The sequence below is a fragment of the Nocardia sp. NPDC051756 genome (assembly GCF_040681495.1).
In the GTDB taxonomy this organism is placed as follows: domain Bacteria; phylum Actinomycetota; class Actinomycetes; order Mycobacteriales; family Mycobacteriaceae; genus Nocardia.
Genome location: NZ_JBFAYV010000005.1, coordinates 725805 through 751106 on the forward strand (window position 1 = coordinate 725805; position 25302 = coordinate 751106).

The window sequence follows — 25302 nt, forward strand, 5'->3', positions numbered from 1 at the left end:
GGTGACACAACCATTTCCGGAGATCGAGCCCTACGCGCACGGACTGCTCGAGGTCGGCGACGGCAACCGGATCTACTGGGAGACCAGCGGCAATCCGGACGGCAAGCCGGCCCTGGTGGTGCACGGCGGGCCGGGTGGCGGAGGGAAGCGCGGCGCGCGGAGGAACTTCGATCCCGCCGTCTATCGCATCGTGCTGTTCGATCAGCGAGGCTGCGGCGAGAGCCTGCCGCACGCGTCGGATCCGGCAGTCGATATGGCCCACAACACGACTGAGCACCTGATCGAAGACATGGAGCGCCTCCGGGTGCACCTCGGCATCGAGAAGTGGCTGCTCTACGGCGGTTCCTGGGGTTCGACGCTGATCCTCGCCTACGCCGAACGCTATCCCGCGCGGGTCTCGGAGATCGTGCTGGTCAGCGTAACGATGACCCGACCGGAGGAGACCGACTGGCTCTATCGCGGCGTCGCGCGCTTCTTGCCCGGCCCGTGGGAGACCTTCCGCAACGGACTGCCCGAATCCGAGCGCGACGGGAATCTCGTTGCCGCGTACAGCCGTTTGATGAACGACCCCGATCCGGACGTGCGCGCGACGGCGGCGCGCAATTGGTGCGCGTGGGAGGACGCCGTCATCGCGCACGAAACCCTCGGCAGCCCAGGGGCCTACAGCGACCGACCCGATGACGCGCTGCTCGCCTTCGTCCGAATCTGCACGCACTACTTCGCCAATGACGCCTGGATTCCGGACGGGCAACTCCTCGATGAGGCGCACAGGCTCGTCGGCATCCCCGGCGTGCTGATCCACGGCCGACTCGATCTCGGCACCCCACTCCGGAACGCCTGGCAGCTGGCACAGGCCTGGCCCGACGCCGAACTGCACGTCATCGACGAATCCGGCCACACCGGCAGCCCCACCATGCGCGCGACCATCCTCGACGCCGTCGCCCGCTTCGGCCGCCGCTAGGGTTCGAGCGCCGCCCGGACGAACCCGACCAGATCGGTGCGCACTCGCACCTGATCCAGCCCGTCCGCGCCGGCCCGGATCGCGGACAGCAAGGCGGACAACAGGATCGAGAGCAGGATCTCTCCGGTCAAGCGCGGATCGAGCGCGGAATCCATGTACCCCAGCGCGATTCCGTTCCTGATCCACGCGGTGGCCTCGTCGCCGTACACGGTCAGATTCCGCATCGAACGCTCGGCCACCCGGTCATCGATCGAGGTCGCCTCCAGGAGGATGAAGGTCACCAAACCCGGTTCGTCCTCGACCAATTCGTAGCACTGGTCGATGACCCGAGCCGACAGCACGCAGAACTCATCGAGGGTCTGCGGCCGCTGTCCGGCCACCGCCCGGCCGAACACCCGGTCGCGGATCAACTCGAAGTAGTGGTCGATGACCGCGTCGAGAATGTCGCGCTTGTTGGTGAAGTAGTTGTAAAAGGTGCCGTGGCTGACCCCCGCCCGGGCGACGATATCGGCGACGACCACCGCCCGATATCCCTTGTCCACGAACAGCTCATAGGCGGCGAACACCAGCTCGGCGCGGCGTTGGGCAGCATTCATAGCTCGGGTCCGGCGGCGACGGAATCGCGTGGCCGCAACGCCTTTTCGAGCATGGTGAGCACCCCCGCGGTGGCCCGCTCCCGGGCCTGCGGCGTGTTGTCCCCGCGCATCTCCTGCAACAGCCCGGGCACCACCAGGGTCATCGTAATGTGCGCGGTCACTTCGGGGTCGATGTCCGCGCGAATCCACCCGGCCGCGACTCCGCGCCGAAGTTCTTGCGCCACAATGGTACTGACGAGCAGCTCCAGCCCGAGCAGCCGATCGCTGAGCTCCTTGTCGATCGCGTTCGCCTCGACCAGCACCAGCCGGATGAAGTCCGGATCGTGCTCGAGCATGGCGTACAACCGCACGATCGCCGCCTGCACCCCGGCCAGCAGTTCCGCCGCCGACGTCGGACGGCTCAGCAGCGTATGCGGCTCCAACGCGCCGACGAGCTTCTCGAACCCGAAATCGACTACATGATCAAGGATTTCGCGCTTGCTCGCGAAGTACCGGTATACCGTCCCCTGTCCGATACCGGCGTGCGCGGCCACATCGGAGATCGCCGTCGCCTCGTACCCTCGCTCGACGAACACGGCATAGGCCGACTCGATGATCTGCCGCCTGCGCCGTTCCGGCAGGCCGGCCAGCGGTGGCCGACCACGACGGGCGGCGCGGGGCTGCTCCGGCACAGCACTCCTTCGTCAGAACCAGCACAAATAGCTCATCAGCCTATCAACGCGCCGCCGCCTCGCCCTTCGGGCCGTAGTCGACGACCTGCCAGTTGCCGCCGTTCTTCGCCACGGTGACCACCAGCAGGTTCGGCACGGTGGCCGGCGTCGGCTGCTGGATGTTCTGCGTCTTCTGCGTCGCGAACACCGTCACCGAGAACTGATCGTTGCCCTGCGCGTCCACGGTCGTGCCCAGTACCTGCCCGGTCGCCACCACCTGCGCCTCGTTCATGATCTTCGCCAACGTGTCGTGCACCTCGTCGTAGCGCTTGCGCAGTGCGTCGGAGGTGCCGCGCTGCACGCCGTCGAAGAACCCGGGCAGGTTCTTGTAGTCGTAGGTGAGCGAGCGCAGCGTGTAGTCCTTCGCGATCTCGGCGGCCTTGTCCCGGTCGGCGTTCTGCCCGCGCAATGCGCTGAGCTCGTCGGAGGTGGACTGCCAGGACAGGCCGAGCGCGATGCTGAGCACGGTGAGCAGGACGGTGATGCCGCCGAGGAGGTAGCCGATGCCGTTGCGCCGCAAGCTCTTCGGCTCCTGTGTGGCGACGGGTGTCGGCACGGCGGCAGTCGTCGACTCCGTGCCGGTTTCGGACGCGTCGGCGGGCTCGTTCGTGGTCATGGTGTCCTCAACTCTCTATTTCGGAACGTCGAGCGTGATTCGGGCGGTGCCGTCCGCGGGGAAGGTCGCCGACAGCAGGTCGATGATCGAACCCGCGTCCACCCGAACGGGTTTCAGCACACTGGTGGACGGCTTCAACGCGGTGGCGATGTGCGCGAGATCGGGCCCGAGCACCGCCAGGTACTGATCGATCTTCTGCACCAGCGGTCCGAGCGGCTCGTCCCAGACATGCTCGCCCGCATAGGAATAACCCTGGAAGCCCTTGATCAGGTGCACCACCTCGGGCAGCACCGAGGTGAAATCGTCGGCCCAGCCGCCGATCACCGGACCGTACCCGTTGAAGTTCTCGGCGAGGTCCTGCCCGTTCACATACAGCCGGGTGATCTCGTCGCGTTTGTCGTGCAGCATCTGCGCCGTCATGGTCAGCGCCCGGGTGAGGTTGGCGATCTCCTGCTCCCGGCCTGCGTAACCCTGGGACAGGATGGCGGCGAGCTTTTCGATCTTGGCCGGATCGATCTGCGCGTTCAGCACGTCCAGCTTGGCCAGCGCCTCGCTGACCGTCGTCGCGATGCGCACCTGATGCGCGGGGATCACGCTGCCGTCGCCGAGATACGGGCCGGCCAGGCCGGTCGGGCGGAAGTCCATGAACTGTTCGCCCGCCGCGGACAGATTGCTGACGTGCACCTCGCTGCCGATCGGCACCCGGTACTTCGCGTCCAGCTCGATCCGCACCGCGAGCCCGGTGCCGGTGGCGGTGATCGCGCGCACCTTGCCGATCCGCATGCCGCGCAGGTCGACCTGGGAGGTCTGCATCAGCCCGCCGGACGAATCCATCAGCACCGTCACGGTATTCGTCGTGCGCCGCGGATCGATGTCGAGCACGCCGATGGCCATGTACGCGGCGCACACCACCGTCATGACGAGCAGCAACGCCAGCGAGACCGGACCGGAGAGCTTCATCGGACCATTCCTATCGACCGCAGCACCTGGATCATCTGGTCCGAGCGGGCCGCCGCGTCGGCGGCGACCGCGTCCGCGCTGACCCGCTGCACCCGGATGTTCGGCGGCGCACTGAAGAACGGGATCAGCTTGTCGCGCAGCAACCGGTTCATCGCGTCGACGTTCATCGGGACCGTGGTGTCCGCGCTCGCGATGGTGCGCGCGGCGGGCGCGAGGACGCTGATCACGTCGTGCAGGTCGCCGCGGATCGGCAGCGCGAGATCGCCGACATACCTGGCCAATTCGCCGCCGTCGATGATCAGCTGGACCAGCCCGAACAGCACGTCGGACAGGCCGGCGGCGCGGCTCGGCCCGAGGGTGAGCGTGCGGTCGACGTTGTCCTTGTTCGCTTCCAGGGTGGTGGTCACGCTGGCCGCGGCGGCCAGGATCCGATCGATGTCCTCGCCGTGCGTGGCCAGGTCGTGCAGCGCGTTCTTGCCGCCGGCCAGGATACGCGCCAGATCCGCCGGGTCGGCCGGGAAGGAGGCGTTGACGCTGGCGACCAGCTCCTGCATCTCACCGAAACGCCCGCCGGTGACGATGTTCGACAGCGCCCGCAGGATGTCTTCCACATTGGCGGCGGGCACCGTGCGCGAGCGCGGGATGACGTCGCCGTTCACCAGGAACGGCGGCCCCGCGTTCGGCGGCGCCTGCAACGCGATGTGGATGTCGCCGAGGATGGTGCTCTGCCGCAGTTCCGCGGTGGCCGACTTGGGCAGTTGCACATCGGATTTCAGGTCGACGGTGGCAACGGCGGTGTCCCCGACCAGTTCGATCCGGTCGAGCATGCCGACCTCGACGCCCTCGGCGATCACCTTGGCCCGGTCGGGCAGGTTGAGCACGGAGCCGAATTCGATCCGGATGGTGAAGGTGTCCCCCGCCAGATACGTTCCGGGAATCGGCACGTCGGTCGCGCGCAGGCCACAACCGGTCAACAGCAGCAGCACCGCGCCGAGCGCGGGTATCAGTCGCTTCACGGCGCCCCCAACGATCCGAGGATCACCTGGACCAGACCAGGTTGACTGCCGTCCGCCGACTCATAGTGCGGCGGACGGTAATTCACCCGCACCGCGCCGGTCGCCGGGTCGAACACCTGGGTCAGCTGATTCGTCAGCGGCGGCAACTGCACCAGCAGGTCGACGATGCTGCCCGCCAGCACCGCGTACCGGTGCACCTCCGGCACGATCCGGTCCAGGAACTCGTAGGACTGCTGGTCGTACTTGCCGACATTGCGCGCGATCACCGGCAGGAATTGCAGCGCGAGATCGACCGCCCTGGACAGTTCCGCGGAGAAGCCGTCGACCAGCTGGACGCCGTTCTTCAGATTGTCCAGCAGCACCTGCATATCCGGCCAGTTCGTGATGAACATGGTGGTGAGCTGATCGAGGTTGTCGACCAGCCTGCGGATCACCACATCCCGGTCCGCCGGATCGCCGACGACCTGGGACAGGCGTTGCAGCAGGGCGTTCCACTGCGGCCCGGTGCCGTCGAGGGAACGGACCGCGCCGGTGATCGTCTGGTCGAGCAGGGTGTCCGACGGCGCGCCCGGCGTCGGCGACTGCTGCCCGCCGAGCAGGTCGCCGGACAGCTTGCCGAGCGCGTCCAGCGCCTCGCTGATGCCGACCGGCGTCCTGGTCCGGTCCAGCGGAATGCAGTGCGCGGTATCGAATTTCGGGCCGCCGGTGTAGGTCTTGGTCAGCTCGACGTGCCGGTCGGTGACGATCGAACTCGACATGGTCACCGCCTTGATATCGGCGGGCAGCTCGCGCTTACCGTCGATCGTCATGGTCACCTTCATGCGATCGCCGAGCGCCTCGATGCCGGAGACGGTGCCGATCTCCACGCCGAGCATGGTGACGGTGTTGCCTTCGTAAAGCCCGACGGTGTCGGTGAATTCGGCGCACATCGTCTGCTTCGCCGGCTGGACCCGGTCGATCCAGGTCGCGCCGCTCACGCCGACCACCACCGCGACCGTTACGACCACCGCGGCGACGACCAATCCTGTTCTGCCCCAGGCCCGCATCAGCACGTCCTCCCCTCGTACGGAATGCACAGTGCCGGACCGCGAATCACGCTGGCGGACTGGTCGATGGTCACCCCGTCCGCGCCGAGCATGGCGGAGATCTTCCCGATGAAGTCCTTGATCCCCGCGATCACCGAGTCGAGCCGGCCGGGATCCTGCACGAGTTTGTTGAACAGCGCCTCGAATTCGGCGACCGACGGCTCGATCGAATCGCCGTACGCCAGCACCGGCCGGTGAATCACCGCGAACAGCCGCTTCAACAGCTCGAAGACCTGGACGACCTCGCCCTTGCGCTGGCCGAGCACCACCGCGACGACGCCGAGTTCCCGCACGAAGTCGGCGAGCACGGCCCGGTCGGTGGCGATCGCGCCGACGTATTCGTCGGACACCTGCACCGCCGAATCCAGCTGCTTGGACCGGTCGGCCAGTACGCCGGTCAGGTCGTTGAAGTTGCCGATGATCGAGCGCACCGCGTCCGGTTGACCGGCCAGCGCGGCGTTCACCTCGGCGATGGTGCCGCGCAGCGTGGTGCCGTCGACCTGATTCAGCACCGGGGTGGCGACGTCGATGATGTCGGTCAGCTCGAACGGCGTTGCGGTCCGTTCCGGCGGAATGTGCTTGCCGCCCAGCGCTGACTCCCCCTGCGGAGCCAGCGACAGGTAGTGCCCGCCGATCGGGGTCAGCATCTTCACCGCCACCGACGAGGCGTCCCCGACGTGCACCTCGCGGTCCACGCCGAAGCGCACCTCAACGTGGTCGCCGACCAGTTCCACCGAACGGACCTGTCCCACTTTGATTCCCGCGATCCGCACCTCGTCGCCGGTGCGCGTGCCGCCGGAACTACGGAAGTCCGCCGTGTAGGACTGCTCACCGAAGGGCACCACATAGAGGACCGCGGCGGCCAGCAGAGCGAGCACGCTCACCAGCACTCCGGCGATCCCCCAGCGCAATTGGGACCAGGATTCCGACTTCTCGCCGCGCAGCTGTTTCAGCTCGCCGAAGAGCCGGAACGGGAGCCCGGCCAGTTGCCTTGCCGCACCGGTCATTTACACACCACCAGCTTCTGGTTGCCGAGCACGACGTTGCCGATGCCGGGTAGCCCGAGTTCCCCGCCCGCGCAGGAATACGTCTTCGCCTCGCCGCTCGCCGGGATGTTCTGGTTGAGCCCGGCGAGCAATGACGGCACCAGCGAGAGGATTTCGACCAGCTGATCGGTCTGCGGCAACAGCCTGCGCAGCAGCCCGTCCAGCGGCAGATAGCTCTGGTCGTAGGCCCCTTGCAGTTCCTCGAGCAGCGGGATGAGCGGCACCAGGGTGCGGTTGGCCTGTTCGATGGCGGTGATGATCGCCGCGGTCCGGCTGCCGAACGCGCTCAGCACGCCGTTCAACTGTTTGACCAGATCGCCTACCGCCGCGGACTTTCCGCCGATCGAGCGGGAGATCTCACCCAGGTTGTGGATCAGCAGCACGACCACCGCCTCGCTGCTCTTGGCGTGCTTGGTGAGCCGTTCCAGGTCGGCGAGCGCGGGTCCGATGCCGCTGCCGTCGCCCTGCAACACCCGCAGGATGTTGGTGCCGAACTGGTTGAGCTGGGCGGTATCCAACGTCTCGAACAGCGGCTTGAAACCGTTGAACAGCTTGGACACATCGAAACTCGGAATCGTGCGCTCCACCGGAATGGTCGCGCCGGCGCCGAGCCGTACCCCGCCGGTCTTCGGGGTCATCAACTCGATGTAGCGCTGCCCGATCAGATCCTGGTACCGCACAGCGGCTTCGGTGTTGTCGAACACCGGGCGCCGCCGGTCGACGGTGAATCGCACTCGCGCACGAGCACCGTCCAGCGCGACGTCGTCGACCTTCCCGACCGCAACGCCGGACATCCGCACCACATCTCCGGCGTAGAGCCCCGAAATATCGGTGAAGACAGCGTCGTAGGAGACCTTGTCCTCCGGTACCGGCGTATTCAGCGCGGCCACAATGAAAGCCGAGCACACCGCGACGATCGCGACGAAGATGCCGAGCTTGACGGCCGCGCCGGTCACACTGTTCATCGCGGTACCCCGATGATCGAATCCGCCAGATAGGGCATGTTTTTCACGATTACCTCGAGCTGCAACTGCACCCGGCCGTCGACCACCGGGAACGCGCTGTCGATCCGGGCGAGCAAGGCGGGCAACCGGTTGTACGCGGGCGCGACGGTGCCGATCGACGCGCTGATCGGCACCACCAGATCCAGCACGCCACCGAGGATGACCGCCAGATCGGGGTTGTCCTTGCGCAGGAGATCGGTAACCGACAGCAGCAGACCGGTATCCAACGCGGACAGCGAATGCTTGGTCCGCTCGCGGTTCTCCGCGCTGCCGAAATACTCGCTGTTGTCGAGCACCCCGAGGATCACGTCGACCACCGGCGGGGTCACCTGCGCGGCGCCGGTGCCGATGTCGGCGCCGATATCCAGGTAATGCCCCAGCGGCGCACGTTGATTCAATGCGAGCACCCTGGCGGTGGCGAAGAACGACTGCACCGCGGGACCGAGCGAGGCGGTGTTGTCCAGCAGCAGATCGAACAGCGCGCGCACGGTGTCGGAGTCGAGCACCTGGGTCAGCCGCGCGGCCCGGCGGAACACGCTCGACACGGTCGCGTTGCTCGCGTTGGCGCCGATGAACAGCGTGGTGTTCTCCGGCAGCCGTCCGCCGTGGCCGGTGTTCACCAATTCTATTGCGCTGGAACCGAAGATGTTCGACGAGGTGAACCGCGCCGACACGTCGTCGGTCAGCGCGGCCGCCTGCGTGCGATCCAAGGCCAGCTCGATGCGCTGGTGCCCGTAGTCGACGGTCTGGACCTTGCGCACGGTGCCGATGCCGAAGCCGCGGAACTTCACCTCCGCGCCCGGCGCGAGCCCCTCGCCGAGGGTGGCCGCATCGATGGTGAGGGTGAACTTGTCGGCGAAGTTCCCGCGCGCGTACTGCGTGGTGAACACGGCCACCACCACGATGACGGCCGCGACGACCAGCCCGCGTAGTCGCAGCATCCACCGCCCGGCGGTGCGCCCTGAATGATCAACGAATATCGGCACGCGTCACCCCGAAATCTTGATTCCGACATCGAGACCCCAGAAGACGATCGTCATGATCATGTCCGCGATCACCACCAGCACCAGGCTGGCGCGGATGGCCCGGCCCGAGGCGCGGCCGACCCCCTCGGGTCCGCCGGTCGCGTAAAACCCTTGGTAGCCGTGGATCAGGATGATCATCACCACGAAGACCGTCGCCTTGATCAGCGACGCGATCACGTCGCCGGGTTGCAGGAAGGCGTCGAAGTAGTGGTAGTAGGTGCCCGAGGACTGGCCGTGCAGCACGTTGACCACCACCGCGCAGGACAGGTAGCTGAGGATCAGCGTCAGCAGGTAGAGCGGGACGATGGTGATCATGCCCGCGATCACCCTGGTGGACACCACGAACGGAATCGGCCGGATGCCAATGGCTTCCAGCGCGTCGATCTCCTCGGAGATGCGCATCGCGCCGATCTCGGCGGTCATCCGGCAGCCCGCCTGCGCCGCGAAACCGATCGCGGCGACCATCGGCGCCATCTCCCTGGTGTTCGCGTAGGCGGAGACGAATCCGGTGAGCGGGCCCATGCCGACCATGTTCAGCGCGGTGAAACCCTCCACGCCGATCGAGCCGCCGACCGCGACGCCGAGGAACACCAGCACCGCCACGGTGCCGCCGCCGACGATGATATTGCCGCTGCCCCAGGTGATGTCGGTGAGGATCAGCATGGTCTGGCGGCGGTAGGCGCGCAGCGTGTGCGGCACCGCGGCGAGCACCTGGATCACGAAAGTCAGTTGATGGCCGAGCGATTCGAACAGCGACATCGGTCCGCGGGCGCCGCGCTCGACGAGGCGGCCTGCCCGGCCGAACGGCCGGTACTGGGCGGGAATCTCGGTCATCAGCCCACCTTTTGCGGCAGGAACATCGAAACCAGCTGGGTGATCACGAGATTCACGCCGAACGCGGCGATCACCCCGATCACCACGGCCGCGTTCACCGCGTTCGCGACGCCCTTCGGTCCGTGCGTCGCCTCCAGCCCGCGCTGGCAGGCGACGATCAGCACGATCACCCCGAACACGACCGACTTGGCGATCGCCACCGCGAGGTCGGCCATGGTCGCGAAGGCCGCGAACGAGGACAGATAGCTGCCCGGCGTCACGCCTTGGAAGCCCACGGCCACCACGTAACCGGTGAACACGCCCATGAAGATGACCAGCAGGCACAGCAGCGGCGTCAGCACGATCATGGCCGCCAGCCGCGGCGCGACCAGTCGCCGCACCGGGTCGATGCCCATGGTGCGCAACGCGTCTACCTCTTCGCGGATCGTGCGCGCCCCGAGATCCGAGGCGATCGCCGAGCCGGCCGCGCCGCCGAGCAGCAGCGCGGTCACCATCGGCGCGCCCTGCCGGATGACGCCGAGCCCGCCCGCCGCGCCGGCCACCGAGGTCGCGCCGACCTGCTGGGTCAGGCTGCCGACCTGGACCGAGACGATCACGCCGAACGGAATCGCCACCAGCACAGCGGGAATCGCGGTGACGCTGACGATGAACCAGCCCTGCTGAAGCGTGTCCCGCCACGGATGCCGCAGTTTGATGATGTCGCCGACGAGGAAGCTGAACGCGGCGGCCGCCAGTTGTAGTGTCCGGCCGAAGGTCCGCAAACTCTTCAGCACCAGATCGAATCCCCACCGCACCAGTGGCTCGGACACCCGAGCGACCCTGTCTACGACCACTGCTACCTCGATTCCACCGGCTCCCCCCGGCGAGGCCCAATTTAACCGACTGATATGTCACTCTGCGGTCGTTTTGATGGATTCCTCTCACCGACTGAGACAGTTGCGGACAAATGCGCTCTCCTGGCCGCAACGGCCGGAAATTGTCCGGACACAAGCCTGCGCGTCCGGTGCCGCGGCCACTAACCTGGCCTACATGGCGGTCATTGTTCTGGTGCCGGACGACTACGGCATGACGGCGCTGTCCGGGATCGACGACGTGCAACTATTGCGCTACCACGCAGGTGAAGTGTTGCCGGACGGTGCCGAGCACGCGGAGGTGCTGGTACCCGAGTTTCTCTCCAAAGCCGACACGGTCGACCTGAGCCGGCTGACCAAGCTGCGGCTGGTGCAGACGATGACCGCGGGCGCCGAGGGCTGGATCAGTCAGTTGCCCGACGGCGTGCGGCTTTCCACCGGACGCGGCGCGCACGGCGGCAGTTCGGCGGAGTGGGTAATGGCCGCGTTGCTGCATATTTACCGTGACCTCGGCGGCTTCACCGATGCCAAGCGCGCACAGCACTGGGACTTCCATCAAACGGAGACGCTGGTCGGCAAGCGGATCCTGATCGTCGGGGCCGGTGATCTCGCCGCCGAGCTGGTTCGCCGGCTGACCGGGTTCGACACCGCGGTGACGCTGGTCGGCAGCCGGGCCCGAGACGGCGTGCACGGCGTCGACGAACTGCCTGGACTTATCCCCGGACACGAGGTCGTCGTGCTGACTGTCCCGGTCACCTCGCGCACCACCGGAATGGTCGACGCCGCGTTCCTCGCCGCGATGGACGACCACGCCATCCTGGTCAATATCGCCCGCGGTCCGATCGTCGACACCGACGCGCTGGTGGCCGAACTCCGGTCGGGCCGGTTGCGGGCCGCGCTGGATGTCACCGACCCCGAACCGCTCCCGCCGGGGCATCCGCTGTGGACCGCCCCGAACCTCGTCCTCACCCCGCACGTCGGCGGCAACAGCACCGGGAGTTTCGAACGCGGCTATGCCGTCGTCCGCGCGGAGATCGTCCGCTTCCTCGCGGGCGAAGAGCCGAAAACCTGGTGCGCGGCGAATATTGAGCGTTGCGCACCAGGTTTCGGGCGGCGATCAGCGCCGCGAGGTCACTTCGGCAGATCGGCGCCGGAGTGACCGTTCTCCGCCGGTTTGACGCCGGAAGTCATTGCCGGGAGCAGTGATTCGCGGGCCATCGAGGTCAGCGCGCCGGCCTGCTGGATGATCTCGGCCAGCGCCGAGGTCACCCCTTGGGCGCCGTTGAGCACGGTGAACTTGTCGATGTGTTCGAACGGAGCCGCGGCCGCGGCGACGATCTGCGGCAGCTTCTCGGCGATCTGCTGGGCGATCACCGCCTCCTGGTTCTGGCTCATCGCCTCGGAGCGCAGCTGGATGCCCGCCGCCTCGGCCGCCATGTGCGCGCGGACCGCGTCGGCTTCGGCCAGGCCGCGGGCCTTGATCGCGTCCGCCTCGGCCTGACCGGCCAGCCGGGTCGCGTCGGCCTGCGCCGCCGCCCGCAACTTGATCGACTCCGCCTCGGCGAGCGCCTGCATCTTCGTTTGTGCCGCAGCGGCTTCCGCGCGCAACCGAGTTTCCTGGGCGTCGGCCTCGGCCTGACTGATGCGGGCGTCGCGGCTGGCGGTCGCGAGGGTGGTCTGCCGGTAGGCCTCCGCGTCCGCGGGTTTGCGCACGTCCACCTGCAACTGCTGTTCCATCTGCTGCGCTTCGAGCTGGGAGACCTTTGTCGCCACCTCGACCACGGCCTGTCGCGCGGTGGCCTCCGCGAGCGGACCCTGTTGCGCGGCTTCCTGACTGGCGCTGTCGATCTCGGCCTGGTACTCCGCCTTCTTGATCTGGGTGTCGCGCATCGCCAGCGCGATCTGCCGCTGCGCCGCCTGCTCCTGCTCGATCGCCTCCCGGTCGGCGTTCGCCCGCGCGATCCGTGCCTGCTGCTCGACCGCGGCCTGATGCGGAATAGCAAGGTTGGCAATGTAATTGGAGCCGCTGGCGATCGACTGGATCTGGAAGCTGTCGATCACCAGGCCGAAGGATTCCATCTCCTGCGAGCAGCGGTCGCGCACCTGCTCGGAGAACTTGTCCTGATCGCTGATCATGTCCTCGACGGTCATCGAACCCGCGATCGCGCGCAGATGTCCGACGAAGACGTTCTGCACCTTGGTTTCCAGCTCCTCGGCGGGCCGATCCAGGAAGCGGCGGGCGGCGTTGGCGATGGACCGGTAGTCGTCGCCGATCTTGTAGACCACCACGCCGCCCAGTTGCAGGTTGATCTTCTGCTGGCTCACGCACGGCACCAGGATCTGGCTCTCGTGCGCCTCCAGCGAGATGAAGCGCACCTTGGTCAGGCCGGGCATGACGAAGCAGCCGCGGCCGGTGACGATCCGGAAGCCCATGCTCTCGCCGACCCCGGATGGACCCTCGCCGGCCCGGAAGCCCGAAATGATCAGTGCCTCATCGGGTTCCGCGACGCGCCAGGACAGGCGGAACAGCACGGCGGACAGGATGAGAGCGACGACGACGATCCCGATGACGACCAAGAGTTGGACGTCCATGATGCACCTTCATTTCAAGGGAGTGACTTCGACCGTGCGACCACCCAGGCTCCCGATCACGAGCACCTGGGTGTGCTTCGGAATGGTTGTCTCCCCGTCCGCGGCCCGCGCCAGGAATCGTTCGGTCCCCGCCCGCACCTCGATCACCACCTCGCCGAGATGGTCCGGCCGAATCGCCGCGGTTACGCGCGCGACCTTACCGATCACGTCCGTCGCCACCGATACCTCCGACCCCTACGGTTCGACCCTTCACGGTGACCCCGCCGAATCGCCTGCCGCAAGCATCTTTACGAAAACCATACGGGGCAGCGGCCCACCCACAGGCCGCTCAGCCGACCGGGACGGTCGCGTTCGGCCCGATCCACTGGTCGAACAGGCGATCCACGCCGCCGGTCACGAGTTGCGTTGCCAGCCAAGCGTTCAGCGCGGTGGACAGGACCGGATCGTCTCTGCGGACCAGCAGCACCTTGCCGAACGAGTCGAACGGCTTGTCCGGATGCAGCACCTGGAGACCGGGATGCTGGCGGACGCGGTAGCGACCCTCGACGCCGTCGGTGACGAAGACGTCCGCGCGACCCTGTTCGACCTCGTCGAAGATGGTGAGGTTCTCCGGCCAGAGGGTGAGCTGGGCGTCCGGGAAGTTCTTGCGGGCGAATTCCTCGTTGGTGCCACCACGATTCGCGATTACCCGCACCTCGGGGCGGTTGATCTGCTCGATGGTCGAGTAGTCGGTGTCGTTGCCGCGCCGGGTGATCGGCGTCTTGCCGTCGGTGCCGTAGGTGATCGAGAAGTCGGCGAAGGCGCGGCGGGCGGGCGAGTCGGAGATGCCGCCGACGGCGATATCGCACTGCCGCTCAGCGAAATCCGTCTTCAGGGTGGCCCAGGTGACCGGAACGAATTCGACCGGCCGCCGCAGTACATCGGCGAATCCGCGGGCCAGATCGATGTCCACGCCGCGGTATCCGCCCGCGGCGATCGAATACGGCGGATAGTCGCCCGGCGTGCACACGCGCAGGGCATTCGGCTCGGCGGCGGCCGGAATCGCCGGTGCGACAAGGGCTGTCCCGGCCAGCAGCAGCGCGCTGAGCAGTCGCGTTCCGCGCATCGCTCAGCTCTCGTTGCGCGCCTTGGGGAATTTCTTCTGCCGGGCTACCCAGCCGGCCATCTGGGCCCAGTGCGACTTGCGCGGGGTGACGATCGAGGTCAGCTCGCGGTCCCACTCGTCGGCCTCGGTCAGGCCGTCGACGGTGGCGACGAGTTCCTTCGCGGTCTCCAGGTCGGCGACCACTCGGTCGCCGAGGATGCCGTCGGCGCCGACCAGCGTCACCCGGACGCCGGCCCGGCCGACCGGCTGCAGCACGGCGGTGGCCGAACCGTCGTGATCGGCGACGAATCCCTTGACGGACTCCACGAGGGCGCCCGACAACTTCACTGGGGCCGTGGCGGCTTGAGCACTCATGGAGGGAAGTTTACCGACCAGTAGGAAACCGTCCAGCACCTGTCGGTGTAGAACAGATCTCATGCGTGCGATCCAGGTGTCCGAACACGGCGGTCCCGAAGTGCTGAAGTACGTCGAGGTGCCCGATCCGCAGATCGGCCCGGACCAGCTGCTGGTCGACGTGCAGGCGATCGGCATCAACTACATCGACACCTACATCCGGACGGGGCGTTACCCGCAGGCGGTGCCGTACGTCCCCGGCTCAGAGGCGAGCGGGGTGATCGCCGAGATCGGCGCGAACGTCACCGAGTTCGCCGTCGGCGACCGGGTCGCGTGGGCCGCCGGACCGGGCAGCTACGCCGAGCGGGTCGCGGTGAACGCGGAGGCCGCGATCAATGTGCACGACGAGGTCGAACCGGCGGTCGCCGCGTCGGCACTGCTCCAGGGCATGACCGCGCACTATCTGATCGAGTCGATCTACACCCCGCAGCCCGGGGAGCCCGTCCTGGTGCACGCGGGCGCGGGCGGCGTCGGCCTGATCCTGACCCAGCTCGCCGCGGCGCGCGGCGCCCGCGTGATCACCACGGTGTCCTCGGACGCGAAGGAGAAGCTGTCCCGCGAGGCGGGCGCCGCCGAGGTGCTGCGCTACGACGACGATCTCGCGGATCAGGTCCGGGCGCTCACCGACGGTACCGGCGTCGCCGCGGTCTACGACGGAGTCGGCGCGGCCACCTTCGAGGCCAGCCTCGCGTCGCTGCGCGTGCGCGGCATGCTCGCCCTCTTCGGCGCGGCCAGCGGCCCGGTCCCCCCGTTCGATCTGCAACGCCTCAACGGCGCCGGCTCCCTGTTCGTCACCCGCCCCAGCCTCGCCTTCTACACCCGCGACCGCGCCGAATTGGTCTGGCGCGCAACCGATATCTTCAACGCCATCGCCAACGGCACGCTAAGCATCCTGATCGGCGCAACCTACCCCCTAGCCGAAGCCGAACAAGCCCACCGCGACCTCGAAGCCCGCAAAACCACCGGCTCCATCGTCCTGCTCCCCTGACTTGACGTAGCGAGCGTGTTCTTGACGCACGCTGCAACCTGCGTCAAGAACACGCTCGCTACGTCAGGTCAGTAATCCAGTCCGGTGAGGCCGCGGTAGATGAAGCGGGTCAGGGCTTCTACGGCTTGTTTGTCGTTCAGTTCGACGGTGCCTTCTTCGACGGCCTGCACCATGCTGGTGGTCAGCAGGAACATCATCGCCAGGCTGGCATCGGGCGTGGTCGGTAACGTGAGCCCACGCGGTCCGAACCCGTCCAGGTGATCGGCGATGTCCTGCCGCTGCTGGATCGCGAACTGCCCAGCCTGCCTGGCGAATTCGTCGTTGACCAGGGCCGCCTGCTGGATCGATCGGAATACCGCCCAGTGCTGGCGGGCCGCGACCCAGTAGCCCTCGACGTGGAAGCGGATCGCCGCCGGATCGGTGAAGTCCGGGTTGTGGTCCGGGCCCTCCGCGGTCACGTCGCCCGCCGCCGCGACGTCGTTCAGCAGCGCCTGGAGTAGTTCCTCCTTGCCGGCGAAATGGTTGTAGAACGACCCGGCCGCGCGATTGGCCGCGGTCGTGATGTCGACGATCTTGGTGTTCAGGTAGCCCCGCTCCGCGAACAGCCGTAGGGCCGCCGCCTTCAGCGCGAGCTCGGTCTCGGCCGACTTCTCCTTGCGACTCATCGACACCTGCACCCACCTCCTTGACAGGGAACGTACCAACTCCAATACTGAATCAGAATTCATTGAATGTAAGTTCATCAAGGAGAAATCATGCGGAACCAGGTACTCGTCGCCGGCGCCGGACCCACCGGCCTGATCCTCGCCCTCGATCTGGCCCGCCGGAACATCCCGGTGCGCGTCATCGATCAGGCCACCGAGTTCTTCGCGGGCTCGCGCGGCGACGGCATCCAGCCGCGCACTCTGGAGGTGTTCGACGACCTCGGCGTGCTGGACGCGGTGCTGGCCGCGGGCATTCCGACGCCGATCATGCGGGCCTACCTCGGCGGCGAGTTCGTCGGCGAGCGCCGGATGTGGGAGCCGATCGAGCCGACGCCCGCGCTCCCCTACCCCAATCCGTGGCTGCTCGGGCAGTCCGGCACCGAGGCGATCCTGCGCGCGCGGCTCGCGGAGTTCGGGGTTCAGGTCGAGCTCGGCACGGCGCTGGCCGGCTTCGAACAGGACGCGACCGGCGTCACCGCCACCTTGCGCCGCGGCGCGGCCGAGGAGACCGTGCGCGCCGACTACCTGGTCGGCGCGGACGGCGGGCGCAGCACCGTGCGCAAGCAGCTGGGTATCGCGTTCGAGGGCACCACCGACGAGTCGCTGCGCATGCTGCTCGGCGATGTCCGGGCCGACGTGCTCGATCACGAGTTCGGTTACTGGTTCGCCGGGGCCGATCGGCCGATGGAGGGAATCGCGTTGTCCCCCTTGCCCGGTGGGCGGCAGTTCCAGTTCGCCGCCCCGCTGACCGGCGACGCCGAGCCGACCCTCGCGGTCTTGCAGGAGTACGCCGACCGCTATTCCGGCCGCACCGATCTCACGCTGACCGAACTGACCTGGGTCACCGTCTGGCGGCCGAATGTCCGGCTGGCCGAACGGTTCCGCGACGGACGCGTCTTCCTGGCCGGCGACGCCGCCCACGTGCATCCGCCGACCGGCGGGCAGGGCATGAACACCGGCATCCAGGACGCCTACAACCTCGGCTGGAAGCTCGCCGCCGCCCTGAACGGCGACGAATCACTGCTGGACAGCTACGAATCCGAGCGGCGAACCGTCGCCGCCAGCGTGCTCGGCGTCAGCTCCGCGTTGCTCGACAAACTGGTCGACGGCGACGAGGACGCGATGGAACGCGGCCCGGAAACCCAGCAACTCGACATCAGCTACCGCGACCCGGCCGACCGCCGCCCGCTGGTCCCGGGCGATCGTGCCCCCGACGCACCGCTGAAGGACATGGCAGGCAATCCGATTCGCATGTTCGACCTGTTCCGCGGTCCGCACACGACGCACCTGTACTTCGGCGAAACCGGCGAACTCCCCGCCGACGCCTACGCCGTCATCCGCCCCGGCACCACCGCAGCAGGCCGCCATGTCGTCGATGTCGAAGGTCACGCATTCGCCGCGTACCACGCGGTCGACGGAACCCGAGTTGTGGTCCGTCCCGACGGCTACCTCGCCCAACACAGTTGAAGGTAGGTTTTCACCGGCCGCGTAGATCTTCTGCTGTGAGCAGTCCTGATCCTATTTGAATCGACTAACGGAGACAGCCGGAAGATCCGGCAGTGACGCCGGACTGTCATCGGTGTGCGATCCGTATTCGAGCGCATTCAGGAGGCCGTCCTTTACCCAAAGTGTAATAAAGCCGGTAATGGTCCCGTTGGCGTCTGCGACTTCCCCGAACACCGGCAACTCGCCATCCGCAGCAGGACCTTTCGGCACTTCGGGAAGGACACGGAAGTCCAGGCTTTGAGACCCCTTACCCCACGTAGCGACCACCTGGGTGTGCGAAATTTGAGACACGAATTCTTCCACGCCAGGAAAATCCACCGATAGCAACTTTCGGATAATCGACTCTTCACGAGTATTAAGTCGGCGCGGGGTTACCTGTACTCTACTCATGCTTCCTCGGCTTTGGTCTGCATCTTATTTGTCAGGGGATAAACGCTGTACTGATCTTGAAGACTCCATCGATCATCGCTCCGCGCATGTGGATTGTCTGACCATCGATGGTGCGTACCAGCGGGTTGGCCGGGCCGTAGACTCCATCGGGCACCCCCTGAACGCTATCAATCAACTTCGTCATGGCTGCATTACGGCCGCCCGACTGCTGAACGAAGCCGTCGAGCTTGTGCTCCACTTTGTCGAACACGTGGCCCATCGGATCGTCCTTCAAGGCATAGTCGAGGGACTCCTGGCGCTTGCGGTTGGCGGCTTTTGTCACGTCACCGACGCGCTTCGCCAGGAGGTCCGCGATCCGCTGCATCTCGGTGCGCCGGGCTTCGAGATCATCGCCGGTCTGGGCGACCTTCTCCACGAATTTGGCTGCGCGTTTGGCGGCAAGCACGCGATCGACGTAGGCCTTCATCTTCAGCGCGAGCTTGCCTGCCTTGGCGGCGGCGATGGCGGCGGCGCCGAATCCGGCGGTCAAGGCGCCCGCGATGACACTGAGGACGACGGTTTCGGCGATTTCCTGGGCGAGGTCCTTCGCGAGATCGACCAGCAACTGGCCGAGCTGTGTCCGGAACTCCAGGATCGCGGAGCGGTGCTCGCGGCAGGACTTGGCCAGGTCCTTGTAGAGAGTGAGGACCCCTTCAGCCGACTTCTTCAACTCACGAATGTCCTCATCGACATGCGCTGCGTCGGGCGCGGTCTCACTGTCGAAGGTCTTCGCGAGCTGGTCCAGCAGGGTGGGCAGGTTGCCCACACCGGACTCGTCGCCGAACTTGTCCCAGGTATCCGCGGCGGTCAGTAGGTCATGCGGTTCGCCGTCGGGCATCGAAACGCCGAAGTTCTCCAGCGCCGACACCGCGAATCCGACGTCGTCGAACAGGCCGCTGCCCGGGCCGCCTGCCGATGGCGGCGGCACCAGGCACGGCGCCCACACCGGGGCGAGCTGGGTCGGTTTGGCCGGTTCCGGTCGGCCGGTGCCGGCGACATAGTCGGCCAAGGCATGGTTATAGCCGAGCTCGCGCAGGATATTGGAGTAGTTGCCCATCGCGGTGATGAGCAACTCGGTCATGCTCATCGCCGTCGTGACGGTCGAATCGTAGGACGTTGCCCACGCTTTGGACTCGCCGACGTTGCCGCCCATATTGGCGGTGCCGCTGAGGGCAGCGATCCGCGCGGCGTACACCCGCTGGTACTCGGTGGCATAGGAATGCATCGACGCCCCGGCCAGCGAATACACGGTGGGGTCGACCACCAGGGTCGACATCGGTGTCAGGCCCTGCCCAGCATTGTGAGGTTCGCGGCGATGGCGGCGTTGTATCTACCGTGCGCGTCCAGGACTGCTTGCCGCATGGTGGCCATACCGTCGGCGACATCGGTTGCACCGGTGTGCCATTCACGGAATGCCGCGGCCTGGGCGTCGGCGGCGGCGCCGTTCCAGTTCTGCTGGACGGCGGAAACCCGTTGCTGTAAACCGTCGAGGCTGTCGTTGAGGAAGCCGACGAATCCGGACACCCGGGCGACGAGCTGTTCGAGTTCGTCGAGATCGACGCGGAAGGGTTGCGCGTTCTCGACCATCAGAGACCCGGCAGATCAAGGGACCCGGCCAGGGCGGAGGTGGCCGTCATCCGTGCACTGTCCAGGTCCTCGAGTGTCTTGCTCGTGACGCCGAGCAGTTCGGCCATGTCGGCCAGCGCTTCGAGGATGGTATCGGCGCCCTGCTTGGTTTCGGTCCAGCCTGCGCTGAACGAATCGGCGGACGTACCACGCCAGTTGGACAGCATGGTCGTGACGTCGGTGTCGAGGGAGGTCAGTCCGTTGACGAGGGTCTCGGCTACCTGCTGAAGATAGCGGCCGGCGTCGGTGACCTCCTCCGGGACCAGGGCGAAGTCGGTCGAGCTAGGTGAGCCGGTCATAGGGCAGTCCTCGAATACTGGTGCAGATCACTGTGATTAGGCAGATCACAGTGATTAGACGGGGGCCAATGCGGTTCGGTTCCCGTCTGACGGTGAATTGTGTCGGCGCACACAACCCACGCCGCACCAGCTCGCAACGCGAAGCCTGCTCACGACCAGCAAAGTCGGGCAGCGGTCGGTCAGAGGAAGCTGCCCAAGGTGTCCCAGCCCAGCACGGAATCGACGGCGAGGCCGCAGAACACCACGGCGAGATAGTTGTTCGATTGCAGGAACAGACGCAGCGGCTTCACCGACTCGCCGCGCCGCACGCCGGAGTACAGCTGGTGCGCCATGAGCAGGAACCACGCTCCGGCCACCAGCGCCACGGCCGCGTACACGACACCGGTCGCGGGGACCAGGGCGAGTGTGGTGAGCACGGTGAGCCAGGTGTAGATGACGATCTGCTTGGTCACGACCTGCTCGGTCGCCACTACCGGCAGCATCGGCACGCCGGCCGCGCGGTAGTCCTCCTTGTAGCGCATGGCCAGCGCCCAGGTGTGCGGCGGCGTCCAGAAGAAGATCACCCCGAACAGCGCGATGGCCGGCCAGCCGATGCCGCCGGTCGCCGCGGACCAGCCGACCAGCGCGGGCATGCAGCCGGCCGCGCCGCCCCACACCACGTTCTGCGAGGTGCGGCGCTTGAGGCCGAGGGTGTAGACGAAGACGTAGAACAGGATCGTCGCGACCACGAGCACGCCGCTGAGCAGGTTCGCCTGCCACCACAGCCAGGCGAACGAGGCCAGGCCGAGCAGCACGCCGAACACGAAGGCGTGCGAGGTCGGCACCGCCTCCCTGGCCAGCGGGCGCTTCGCGGTCCGCTTCATCACCTTGTCGATATCGGCGTCGGCGACGCAGTTCAGGGTGTTCGCGCTGGCCGCGCCCATCCAGCCGCCGAAGAGGGTGACCAGGATGAGCCGGATGTCGATGTGCCCGCGGTCGGCGAGCAGCATCGTCGGAATCGTCGCCACCAGCAGCAATTCGATGACCCGCGGCTTGGTGAGCGCGATATACGCGAGCACCCGCCGGGTCAATCGGGACGGCAGGCCCGGACCCGCGAACCGGTCGGCCAGCGCCGTCGGAGCGGAGCCGTGCGCGCCATTGCCACCCGGCTGTTGCCCAATCCGCACTGTTTCTCCTCGCACGCTGTGCATCGCATCCGGCATGGACCAAGCAGCGCGCTCGGTCCCGCCGACCTGGATGCGCGAGAGCTGGACCTTCGCCCGCCTCGGCGCCCCTTCAGCCGTGCGGCGCGGCTACTACTACAGAGGATGGTAGACCCCCGCCGACCCTGCTCCGCGCATAGCCCCACGCAACAACGTCCGAAATGTGGTCCAGCACACGGGGCAACGGACATCATTCGCGCGCGACCTCCGGGCCCGCGAACAGGCCGCGGCCGTGTGGCCGACAGACGCAGCCGATAAACACAGGGTTCCCCTCGTGCTGCTGAGCGGGCACATCTAGGGTGGTTGGGTACACACCGGCTTGCACGCGCCGCTGCCGTGCGTTCATCGCCGCCAGTAATGCCGCCGTCGACGAAACCAATGTCAGGAGAACCTCGGTCGTGTCAGTCACAGACGACATCCGCGCCCTCACTCAGCCGAATCACCCGGACGACTGGACGGATCTGGACACCAAGGCCGTCGACACGATCCGAGTGCTCGCCGCGGACGCGGTGCAGAACGCCGGAAACGGGCACCCGGGCACCGCGATGAGCCTGGCGCCGCTGGCGTACTCCCTCTACCAGCGCACCCTGCGGATCGACCCGAGCGATCCGAGCTGGGTCGGCCGGGACCGCTTCGTGCTGTCCTGCGGTCACTCCAGCATCACCCAGTACATCCAGCTGTACCTGGCCGGGTTCGGCCTGGAGCTGGACGACCTGAAGAACCTGCGCAAGTGGGGCTCGCTCACCCCGGGCCACCCCGAGTTCCGCCACACCGACGGCGTCGAGATCACCACCGGCCCGCTGGGCCAGGGTCTGGCCTCCGCGGTCGGCATGGCGATGGCCGCGCGCCGCGAGCGCGGGCTGTTCGATCCGAACGCCGCGGCCGGCGCCAGCCCGTTCGATCACTTCATCTACGTGATCGCCTCCGACGGGGACATGGAGGAGGGCGTCACCTCCGAGGCGTCCTCGCTCGCGGGCACCCAGCAGCTCGGCAACCTCGTGCTGATCTACGACGACAACAAGATCTCCATCGAGGACGACACCACCATCGCGTTCGACGAGGACGTGGCCAAGCGCTACGAGGCCTATGGCTGGCACGTGCAGGTCGTCGAGGGCGGCGAGGACGTCGTCGCCATCGAGGCGGCGCTGGCCGCGGCCAAGGCCGAGACCGGCAAGCCGTCGATCATCGTGCTGCGCACCATCATCGGCTACCCGGCGCCCACCAAGATGAACACCGGCGCGGCGCACGGCGCCGCCCTGGGCGCGGACGAGGTGGCCGCCACCAAGAAGATCCTCGGCTTCGACCCGGAGCAGACCTTCGAGGTCGACGCCGCGGTGATCGAGCACACCCGCAAGGCGGTCGAGCGCGGCAAGCAGGCGCACGCCGCCTGGCAGGAGCAGTTCGACGCGTGGGCGCAGGCCAACCCGGAGAACAAGGCCCTCTTCGACCGGCTGGCCAAGCGCGACCTGCCGAAGGGCTGGGCCGACAGCCTGCCGACCTACGAGCCGGACCCGAAGGGTGTCGCCACCCGCAAGGCCTCCGGCAAGGTGCTCGCCGCGCTGGCCCCGGTGCTGCCGGAACTGTGGGGCGGCTCGGCCGACCTCGCCGAGTCCAACAACACCACCATGTCCGGCGAGGGCAGCTTCGGCCCCGAGTCGATCTCCACCGGCATGTGGAAGGCCAACCCGTACGGCCGCACCCTGCACTTCGGGGTGCGCGAGCACGCGATGGGCGCGATCCTCAACGGCATCGCCCTGCACGGCCCGACCCGCCCGTACGGCGGCACCTTCCTGGTGTTCAGCGACTACATGCGGCCCGCGGTGCGCCTGGCCGCGCTGATGCGCGTGCCCGCCATCTACGTGTGGACGCACGACTCCATCGGCCTCGGCGAGGACGGCCCGACGCATCAGCCGATCGAGCACCTGGCCGCGCTGCGCGCCATCCCCGGCCTCAATGTGGTTCGCCCCGGCGACGCCAACGAGACCACCTACGCGTGGCGGACCATCCTCGAGCGCGACAGCAGCGAGCACACCTCGCACTTCTCGGTTTCCGAGCTGCCGCACCAGGACGGCCCGTCGGCGCTCGCGCTGACCCGGCAGGATCTGCCGATCCAGGCGGGCACCAGCTACGAGGGCGTCGCCAAGGGCGGCTACATCCTGGCCGAATCCTCCACCGGCACTGCGCAGGTGATCCTCATCGCTACCGGTTCGGAGCTCCAGCTCGCCGTCGACGCCCGGACTACGCTGGAGGCGCAGGGCATCGGCACCCGGGTGGTTTCGATGCCGTGTGTGGAGTGGTTCGACGCGCAGGACAAGGCGTACCGGGACGAGGTGCTCCCGCCCGCGATCCGCGCCCGGGTCGCCGTCGAGGCGGGCATCGCGATGCCGTGGCACCGGTTCGTCGGTGACGCGGGCGAGATCGTCTCGATCGAGCACTTCGGTGCCTCGGCCGATTACAAGACTCTGTTCCGCGAGTTCGGCTTCACTCCGGACAACGTCGTTGCCGCCGCGCAGCGCGCACTCGAGAACGTGAAGGGATAAGCGCTCATGGCACAGAACGCGAATACCGCCGCCCTGTCCGCGGCAGGTGTGTCCGTATGGCTCGACGACCTGTCCAGGGACTGGATCCAGTCCGGCAACCTGGCCGAGCTGATCGAGACCCGCAGCGTCGTCGGGGTCACCACCAACCCGACGATCTTCCAGGGCGCGCTGAGCAAGGGCCACGCCTACGACGGACAGCTCAAAGAGCTTGCCGCCCAGGGCGCGGACGCCGACGCCGCGATCCGCACCATCACCACCGACGACGTGCGCGCCGCCTGTGACGTCTTCGCCGGCGCGTTCGAGGCGTCCAACGGCGTCGACGGCCGCGTCTCCATCGAGGTCGACCCGCGCTTCGCCTTCGACGCGGACAAGACCGTCGCGCAGGCGATCGACCTGTGGAAGACCGTCGACCGGCCGAACCTGTTCATCAAGATCCCGGCCACCGAGGCGGGCCTGCCCGCGATCACCAAGGTGATCGCCGAGGGCATCAGCGTGAACGTGACGCTGATCTTCTCGGTCAAGCGCTACCGCGCGGTCATGGGCGCCTACCTCGACGGCCTGCGCGGCGCCAAGACCGCGGGCCACGACCTGGGCAAGATCCATTCGGTCGCTTCGTTCTTCGTGTCCCGGGTGGACACCGAGATCGACAAGCGGCTCGAGGCGATCGGCACCGACGAGGCGCTCGCGCTGCGCGGGCAGGCCGGAATCGCCAACGCGCGCTTGGCCTATGCCGAATATCAGGACGTGTTCGACGGTGGCGCGCACACCTCCACCTACAACCACCTCGGTGCCGCGGGCGCGAATCGGCAACGGCCGCTGTGGGCTTCGACCGGCGTGAAGAACCCGGAGTACTCCGACGTCATGTACGTCACCGAGCTGGTCGGCACGAACACGGTGAACACGCTGCCGGAGAAGACCCTGGAGGCCGTCGCCGATCACGCCGAGATCCGCGGCGACACGCTCAGCGGCACCGCCGCGGCGTCGCGGGAGGTGTTCGACAAGCTCTCCGCCGTCGGCATCGACCTGGACGACGTGTTCCAGGTGCTGGAGACCGAAGGCGTGGACAAGTTCGAGAAGTCCTGGGCGGAACTGCTTTCCGCCACCACGGAAGAGCTCGCAGCAGCCGATACGGCGGACGCGGGGCCCTCCGTGGCCACGCAAGCTACCTCCTCCGGGCCTGACGCGCCCGCCGGGGCCGGGAAAAACTGACAACG

27 protein-coding genes are annotated in these 25302 nt (G+C 67.3%); 6 read left to right on the plus strand and 21 right to left on the minus strand.

Annotation, left to right across the window (positions count from 1 at the left end):
* Window position 1 precedes the first annotated feature (1 nt).
* Entirely contained in the window at window positions 2-961 is a 960-nt protein-coding gene (gene pip / locus AB0M22_RS25325) for a prolyl aminopeptidase (RefSeq protein ID WP_364731455.1), read from the plus strand.
* Here the strand turns inward: pip and AB0M22_RS25330 are convergent.
* The 11 genes from AB0M22_RS25330 to AB0M22_RS25380 form a co-directional block, all read right to left on the minus strand.
* Window positions 958-1557 (minus strand): TetR/AcrR family transcriptional regulator, encoded by a 600-nt coding sequence (locus AB0M22_RS25330; protein WP_364731457.1) that lies wholly within the window; start codon window positions 1555-1557, stop codon window positions 958-960. The genes pip and AB0M22_RS25330 overlap by 4 nt on opposite strands.
* Window positions 1554-2228, minus strand: coding sequence for a TetR/AcrR family transcriptional regulator (locus AB0M22_RS25335; protein WP_364731459.1), 675 nt, complete (start codon window positions 2226-2228; stop codon window positions 1554-1556). Before AB0M22_RS25335 ends, AB0M22_RS25330 begins: the two co-directional genes overlap by 4 nt.
* 43 nt (window positions 2229-2271) lie before the next feature.
* A complete protein-coding gene (locus AB0M22_RS25340) occupies window positions 2272-2883 on the minus strand; it encodes a hypothetical protein (protein ID WP_364731462.1) in 612 nt (203 codons plus the stop codon).
* 15 nt (window positions 2884-2898) lie between these two features.
* The gene (locus AB0M22_RS25345; protein ID WP_364731465.1) at window positions 2899-3843 is read right to left on the minus strand and encodes an MlaD family protein; all 945 of its coding nucleotides are present in this window, start codon (window positions 3841-3843) and stop codon (window positions 2899-2901) included.
* Window positions 3840-4859 carry an MlaD family protein gene (locus tag AB0M22_RS25350; protein ID WP_364731468.1) on the minus strand — a complete coding sequence of 340 codons (1020 nt, stop codon included), beginning with the start codon at window positions 4857-4859 and terminating at the stop codon, window positions 3840-3842. Before AB0M22_RS25350 ends, AB0M22_RS25345 begins: the two co-directional genes overlap by 4 nt.
* Complete coding sequence (locus AB0M22_RS25355; protein ID WP_364731470.1) at window positions 4856-5935, minus strand: MCE family protein; 1080 nt, start codon at window positions 5933-5935, stop codon at window positions 4856-4858. The genes AB0M22_RS25350 and AB0M22_RS25355 overlap by 4 nt, the downstream gene beginning before the upstream one ends.
* A complete protein-coding gene (locus AB0M22_RS25360; protein WP_364731473.1) occupies window positions 5905-6951 on the minus strand; it encodes an MlaD family protein in 1047 nt (348 codons plus the stop codon). Before AB0M22_RS25360 ends, AB0M22_RS25355 begins: the two co-directional genes overlap by 31 nt.
* On the minus strand, window positions 6948-7955 hold the full coding sequence (locus AB0M22_RS25365; RefSeq protein WP_364731476.1) for an MlaD family protein: 1008 nt from the start codon (window positions 7953-7955) through the stop codon (window positions 6948-6950). The genes AB0M22_RS25360 and AB0M22_RS25365 overlap by 4 nt, the downstream gene beginning before the upstream one ends.
* The gene (locus AB0M22_RS25370) at window positions 7952-8980 is read right to left on the minus strand and encodes an MlaD family protein (RefSeq protein WP_364731478.1); all 1029 of its coding nucleotides are present in this window, start codon (window positions 8978-8980) and stop codon (window positions 7952-7954) included. The genes AB0M22_RS25365 and AB0M22_RS25370 overlap by 4 nt, the downstream gene beginning before the upstream one ends.
* 3 nt (window positions 8981-8983) lie before the next feature.
* Window positions 8984-9778 carry an ABC transporter permease gene (locus tag AB0M22_RS25375; protein ID WP_364731984.1) on the minus strand — a complete coding sequence of 265 codons (795 nt, stop codon included), beginning with the start codon at window positions 9776-9778 and terminating at the stop codon, window positions 8984-8986.
* Between the two features lie 74 nt (window positions 9779-9852).
* Window positions 9853-10662 carry an ABC transporter permease gene (locus tag AB0M22_RS25380; RefSeq protein ID WP_364731481.1) on the minus strand — a complete coding sequence of 270 codons (810 nt, stop codon included), beginning with the start codon at window positions 10660-10662 and terminating at the stop codon, window positions 9853-9855.
* A gap of 220 nt (window positions 10663-10882) precedes the next feature.
* Between AB0M22_RS25380 and AB0M22_RS25385 the strand changes: the two genes are divergently transcribed.
* Window positions 10883-11863, plus strand: a complete 981-nt coding sequence (locus AB0M22_RS25385; protein ID WP_364731484.1) for a 2-hydroxyacid dehydrogenase — start codon at window positions 10883-10885, stop codon at window positions 11861-11863.
* On the opposite strand, the gene AB0M22_RS25390 is transcribed toward AB0M22_RS25385, so the two are convergent.
* From AB0M22_RS25390 to AB0M22_RS25405, 4 genes are all read right to left on the minus strand, one after another.
* Entirely contained in the window at window positions 11836-13296 is a 1461-nt protein-coding gene (locus tag AB0M22_RS25390) for an SPFH domain-containing protein (RefSeq protein ID WP_364731486.1), read from the minus strand. The genes AB0M22_RS25385 and AB0M22_RS25390 overlap by 28 nt on opposite strands.
* Window positions 13297-13305: 9 nt before the next feature.
* Window positions 13306-13515, minus strand: a complete 210-nt coding sequence (locus AB0M22_RS25395; protein WP_223885307.1) for a hypothetical protein — start codon at window positions 13513-13515, stop codon at window positions 13306-13308.
* Window positions 13516-13624: 109 nt separating this feature from the next.
* Complete coding sequence (locus AB0M22_RS25400; RefSeq protein ID WP_364731489.1) at window positions 13625-14401, minus strand: transporter substrate-binding domain-containing protein; 777 nt, start codon at window positions 14399-14401, stop codon at window positions 13625-13627.
* Window positions 14402-14404: 3 nt separating this feature from the next.
* Window positions 14405-14755, minus strand: coding sequence for a hypothetical protein (locus tag AB0M22_RS25405; RefSeq protein WP_364731491.1), 351 nt, complete (start codon window positions 14753-14755; stop codon window positions 14405-14407).
* A gap of 61 nt (window positions 14756-14816) precedes the next feature.
* On the opposite strand from AB0M22_RS25405, the gene AB0M22_RS25410 reads away from it, so the two are divergent.
* Window positions 14817-15782 (plus strand): quinone oxidoreductase, encoded by a 966-nt coding sequence (locus AB0M22_RS25410; RefSeq protein ID WP_364731494.1) that lies wholly within the window; start codon window positions 14817-14819, stop codon window positions 15780-15782.
* 68 nt (window positions 15783-15850) lie between these two features.
* Here AB0M22_RS25410 and AB0M22_RS25415 read toward each other — a convergent pair whose 3' ends face one another.
* On the minus strand, window positions 15851-16447 hold the full coding sequence (locus AB0M22_RS25415) for a TetR/AcrR family transcriptional regulator (RefSeq protein WP_364731986.1): 597 nt from the start codon (window positions 16445-16447) through the stop codon (window positions 15851-15853).
* A gap of 90 nt (window positions 16448-16537) precedes the next feature.
* On the opposite strand from AB0M22_RS25415, the gene AB0M22_RS25420 reads away from it, so the two are divergent.
* On the plus strand, window positions 16538-17953 hold the full coding sequence (locus AB0M22_RS25420) for an FAD-dependent monooxygenase (RefSeq protein ID WP_364731497.1): 1416 nt from the start codon (window positions 16538-16540) through the stop codon (window positions 17951-17953).
* Window positions 17954-18004: 51 nt separating this feature from the next.
* Here the strand turns inward: AB0M22_RS25420 and AB0M22_RS25425 are convergent, their stop codons facing one another.
* The 5 genes from AB0M22_RS25425 to AB0M22_RS25445 all read right to left on the minus strand — a co-directional run bounded on the left by AB0M22_RS25425 (window position 18005) and on the right by AB0M22_RS25445 (window position 21512).
* Entirely contained in the window at window positions 18005-18382 is a 378-nt protein-coding gene (locus AB0M22_RS25425) for a hypothetical protein (protein WP_364731501.1), read from the minus strand.
* A 31-nt stretch (window positions 18383-18413) separates the two neighbouring features.
* Window positions 18414-19697, minus strand: a complete 1284-nt coding sequence (locus AB0M22_RS25430; protein ID WP_364731504.1) for a hypothetical protein — start codon at window positions 19695-19697, stop codon at window positions 18414-18416.
* A 5-nt stretch (window positions 19698-19702) separates the two neighbouring features.
* Window positions 19703-20008, minus strand: coding sequence for a WXG100 family type VII secretion target (locus AB0M22_RS25435; RefSeq protein ID WP_364731507.1), 306 nt, complete (start codon window positions 20006-20008; stop codon window positions 19703-19705).
* Complete coding sequence (locus AB0M22_RS25440) at window positions 20008-20346, minus strand: WXG100 family type VII secretion target (RefSeq protein WP_364731510.1); 339 nt, start codon at window positions 20344-20346, stop codon at window positions 20008-20010. Before AB0M22_RS25440 ends, AB0M22_RS25435 begins: the two co-directional genes overlap by 1 nt.
* A gap of 179 nt (window positions 20347-20525) precedes the next feature.
* Complete coding sequence (locus AB0M22_RS25445; RefSeq protein WP_364731513.1) at window positions 20526-21512, minus strand: heme o synthase; 987 nt, start codon at window positions 21510-21512, stop codon at window positions 20526-20528.
* Between the two features lie 434 nt (window positions 21513-21946).
* Between AB0M22_RS25445 and tkt the strand changes: the two genes are divergently transcribed.
* Both tkt and tal read left to right on the plus strand, forming a co-directional pair.
* Window positions 21947-24088 carry a transketolase gene (gene tkt, locus AB0M22_RS25450; protein ID WP_364731516.1) on the plus strand — a complete coding sequence of 714 codons (2142 nt, stop codon included), beginning with the start codon at window positions 21947-21949 and terminating at the stop codon, window positions 24086-24088.
* Window positions 24089-24094: 6 nt separating this feature from the next.
* Complete coding sequence (gene tal / locus AB0M22_RS25455; protein WP_364731519.1) at window positions 24095-25297, plus strand: transaldolase; 1203 nt, start codon at window positions 24095-24097, stop codon at window positions 25295-25297.
* Window positions 25298-25302 lie beyond the last annotated feature (5 nt).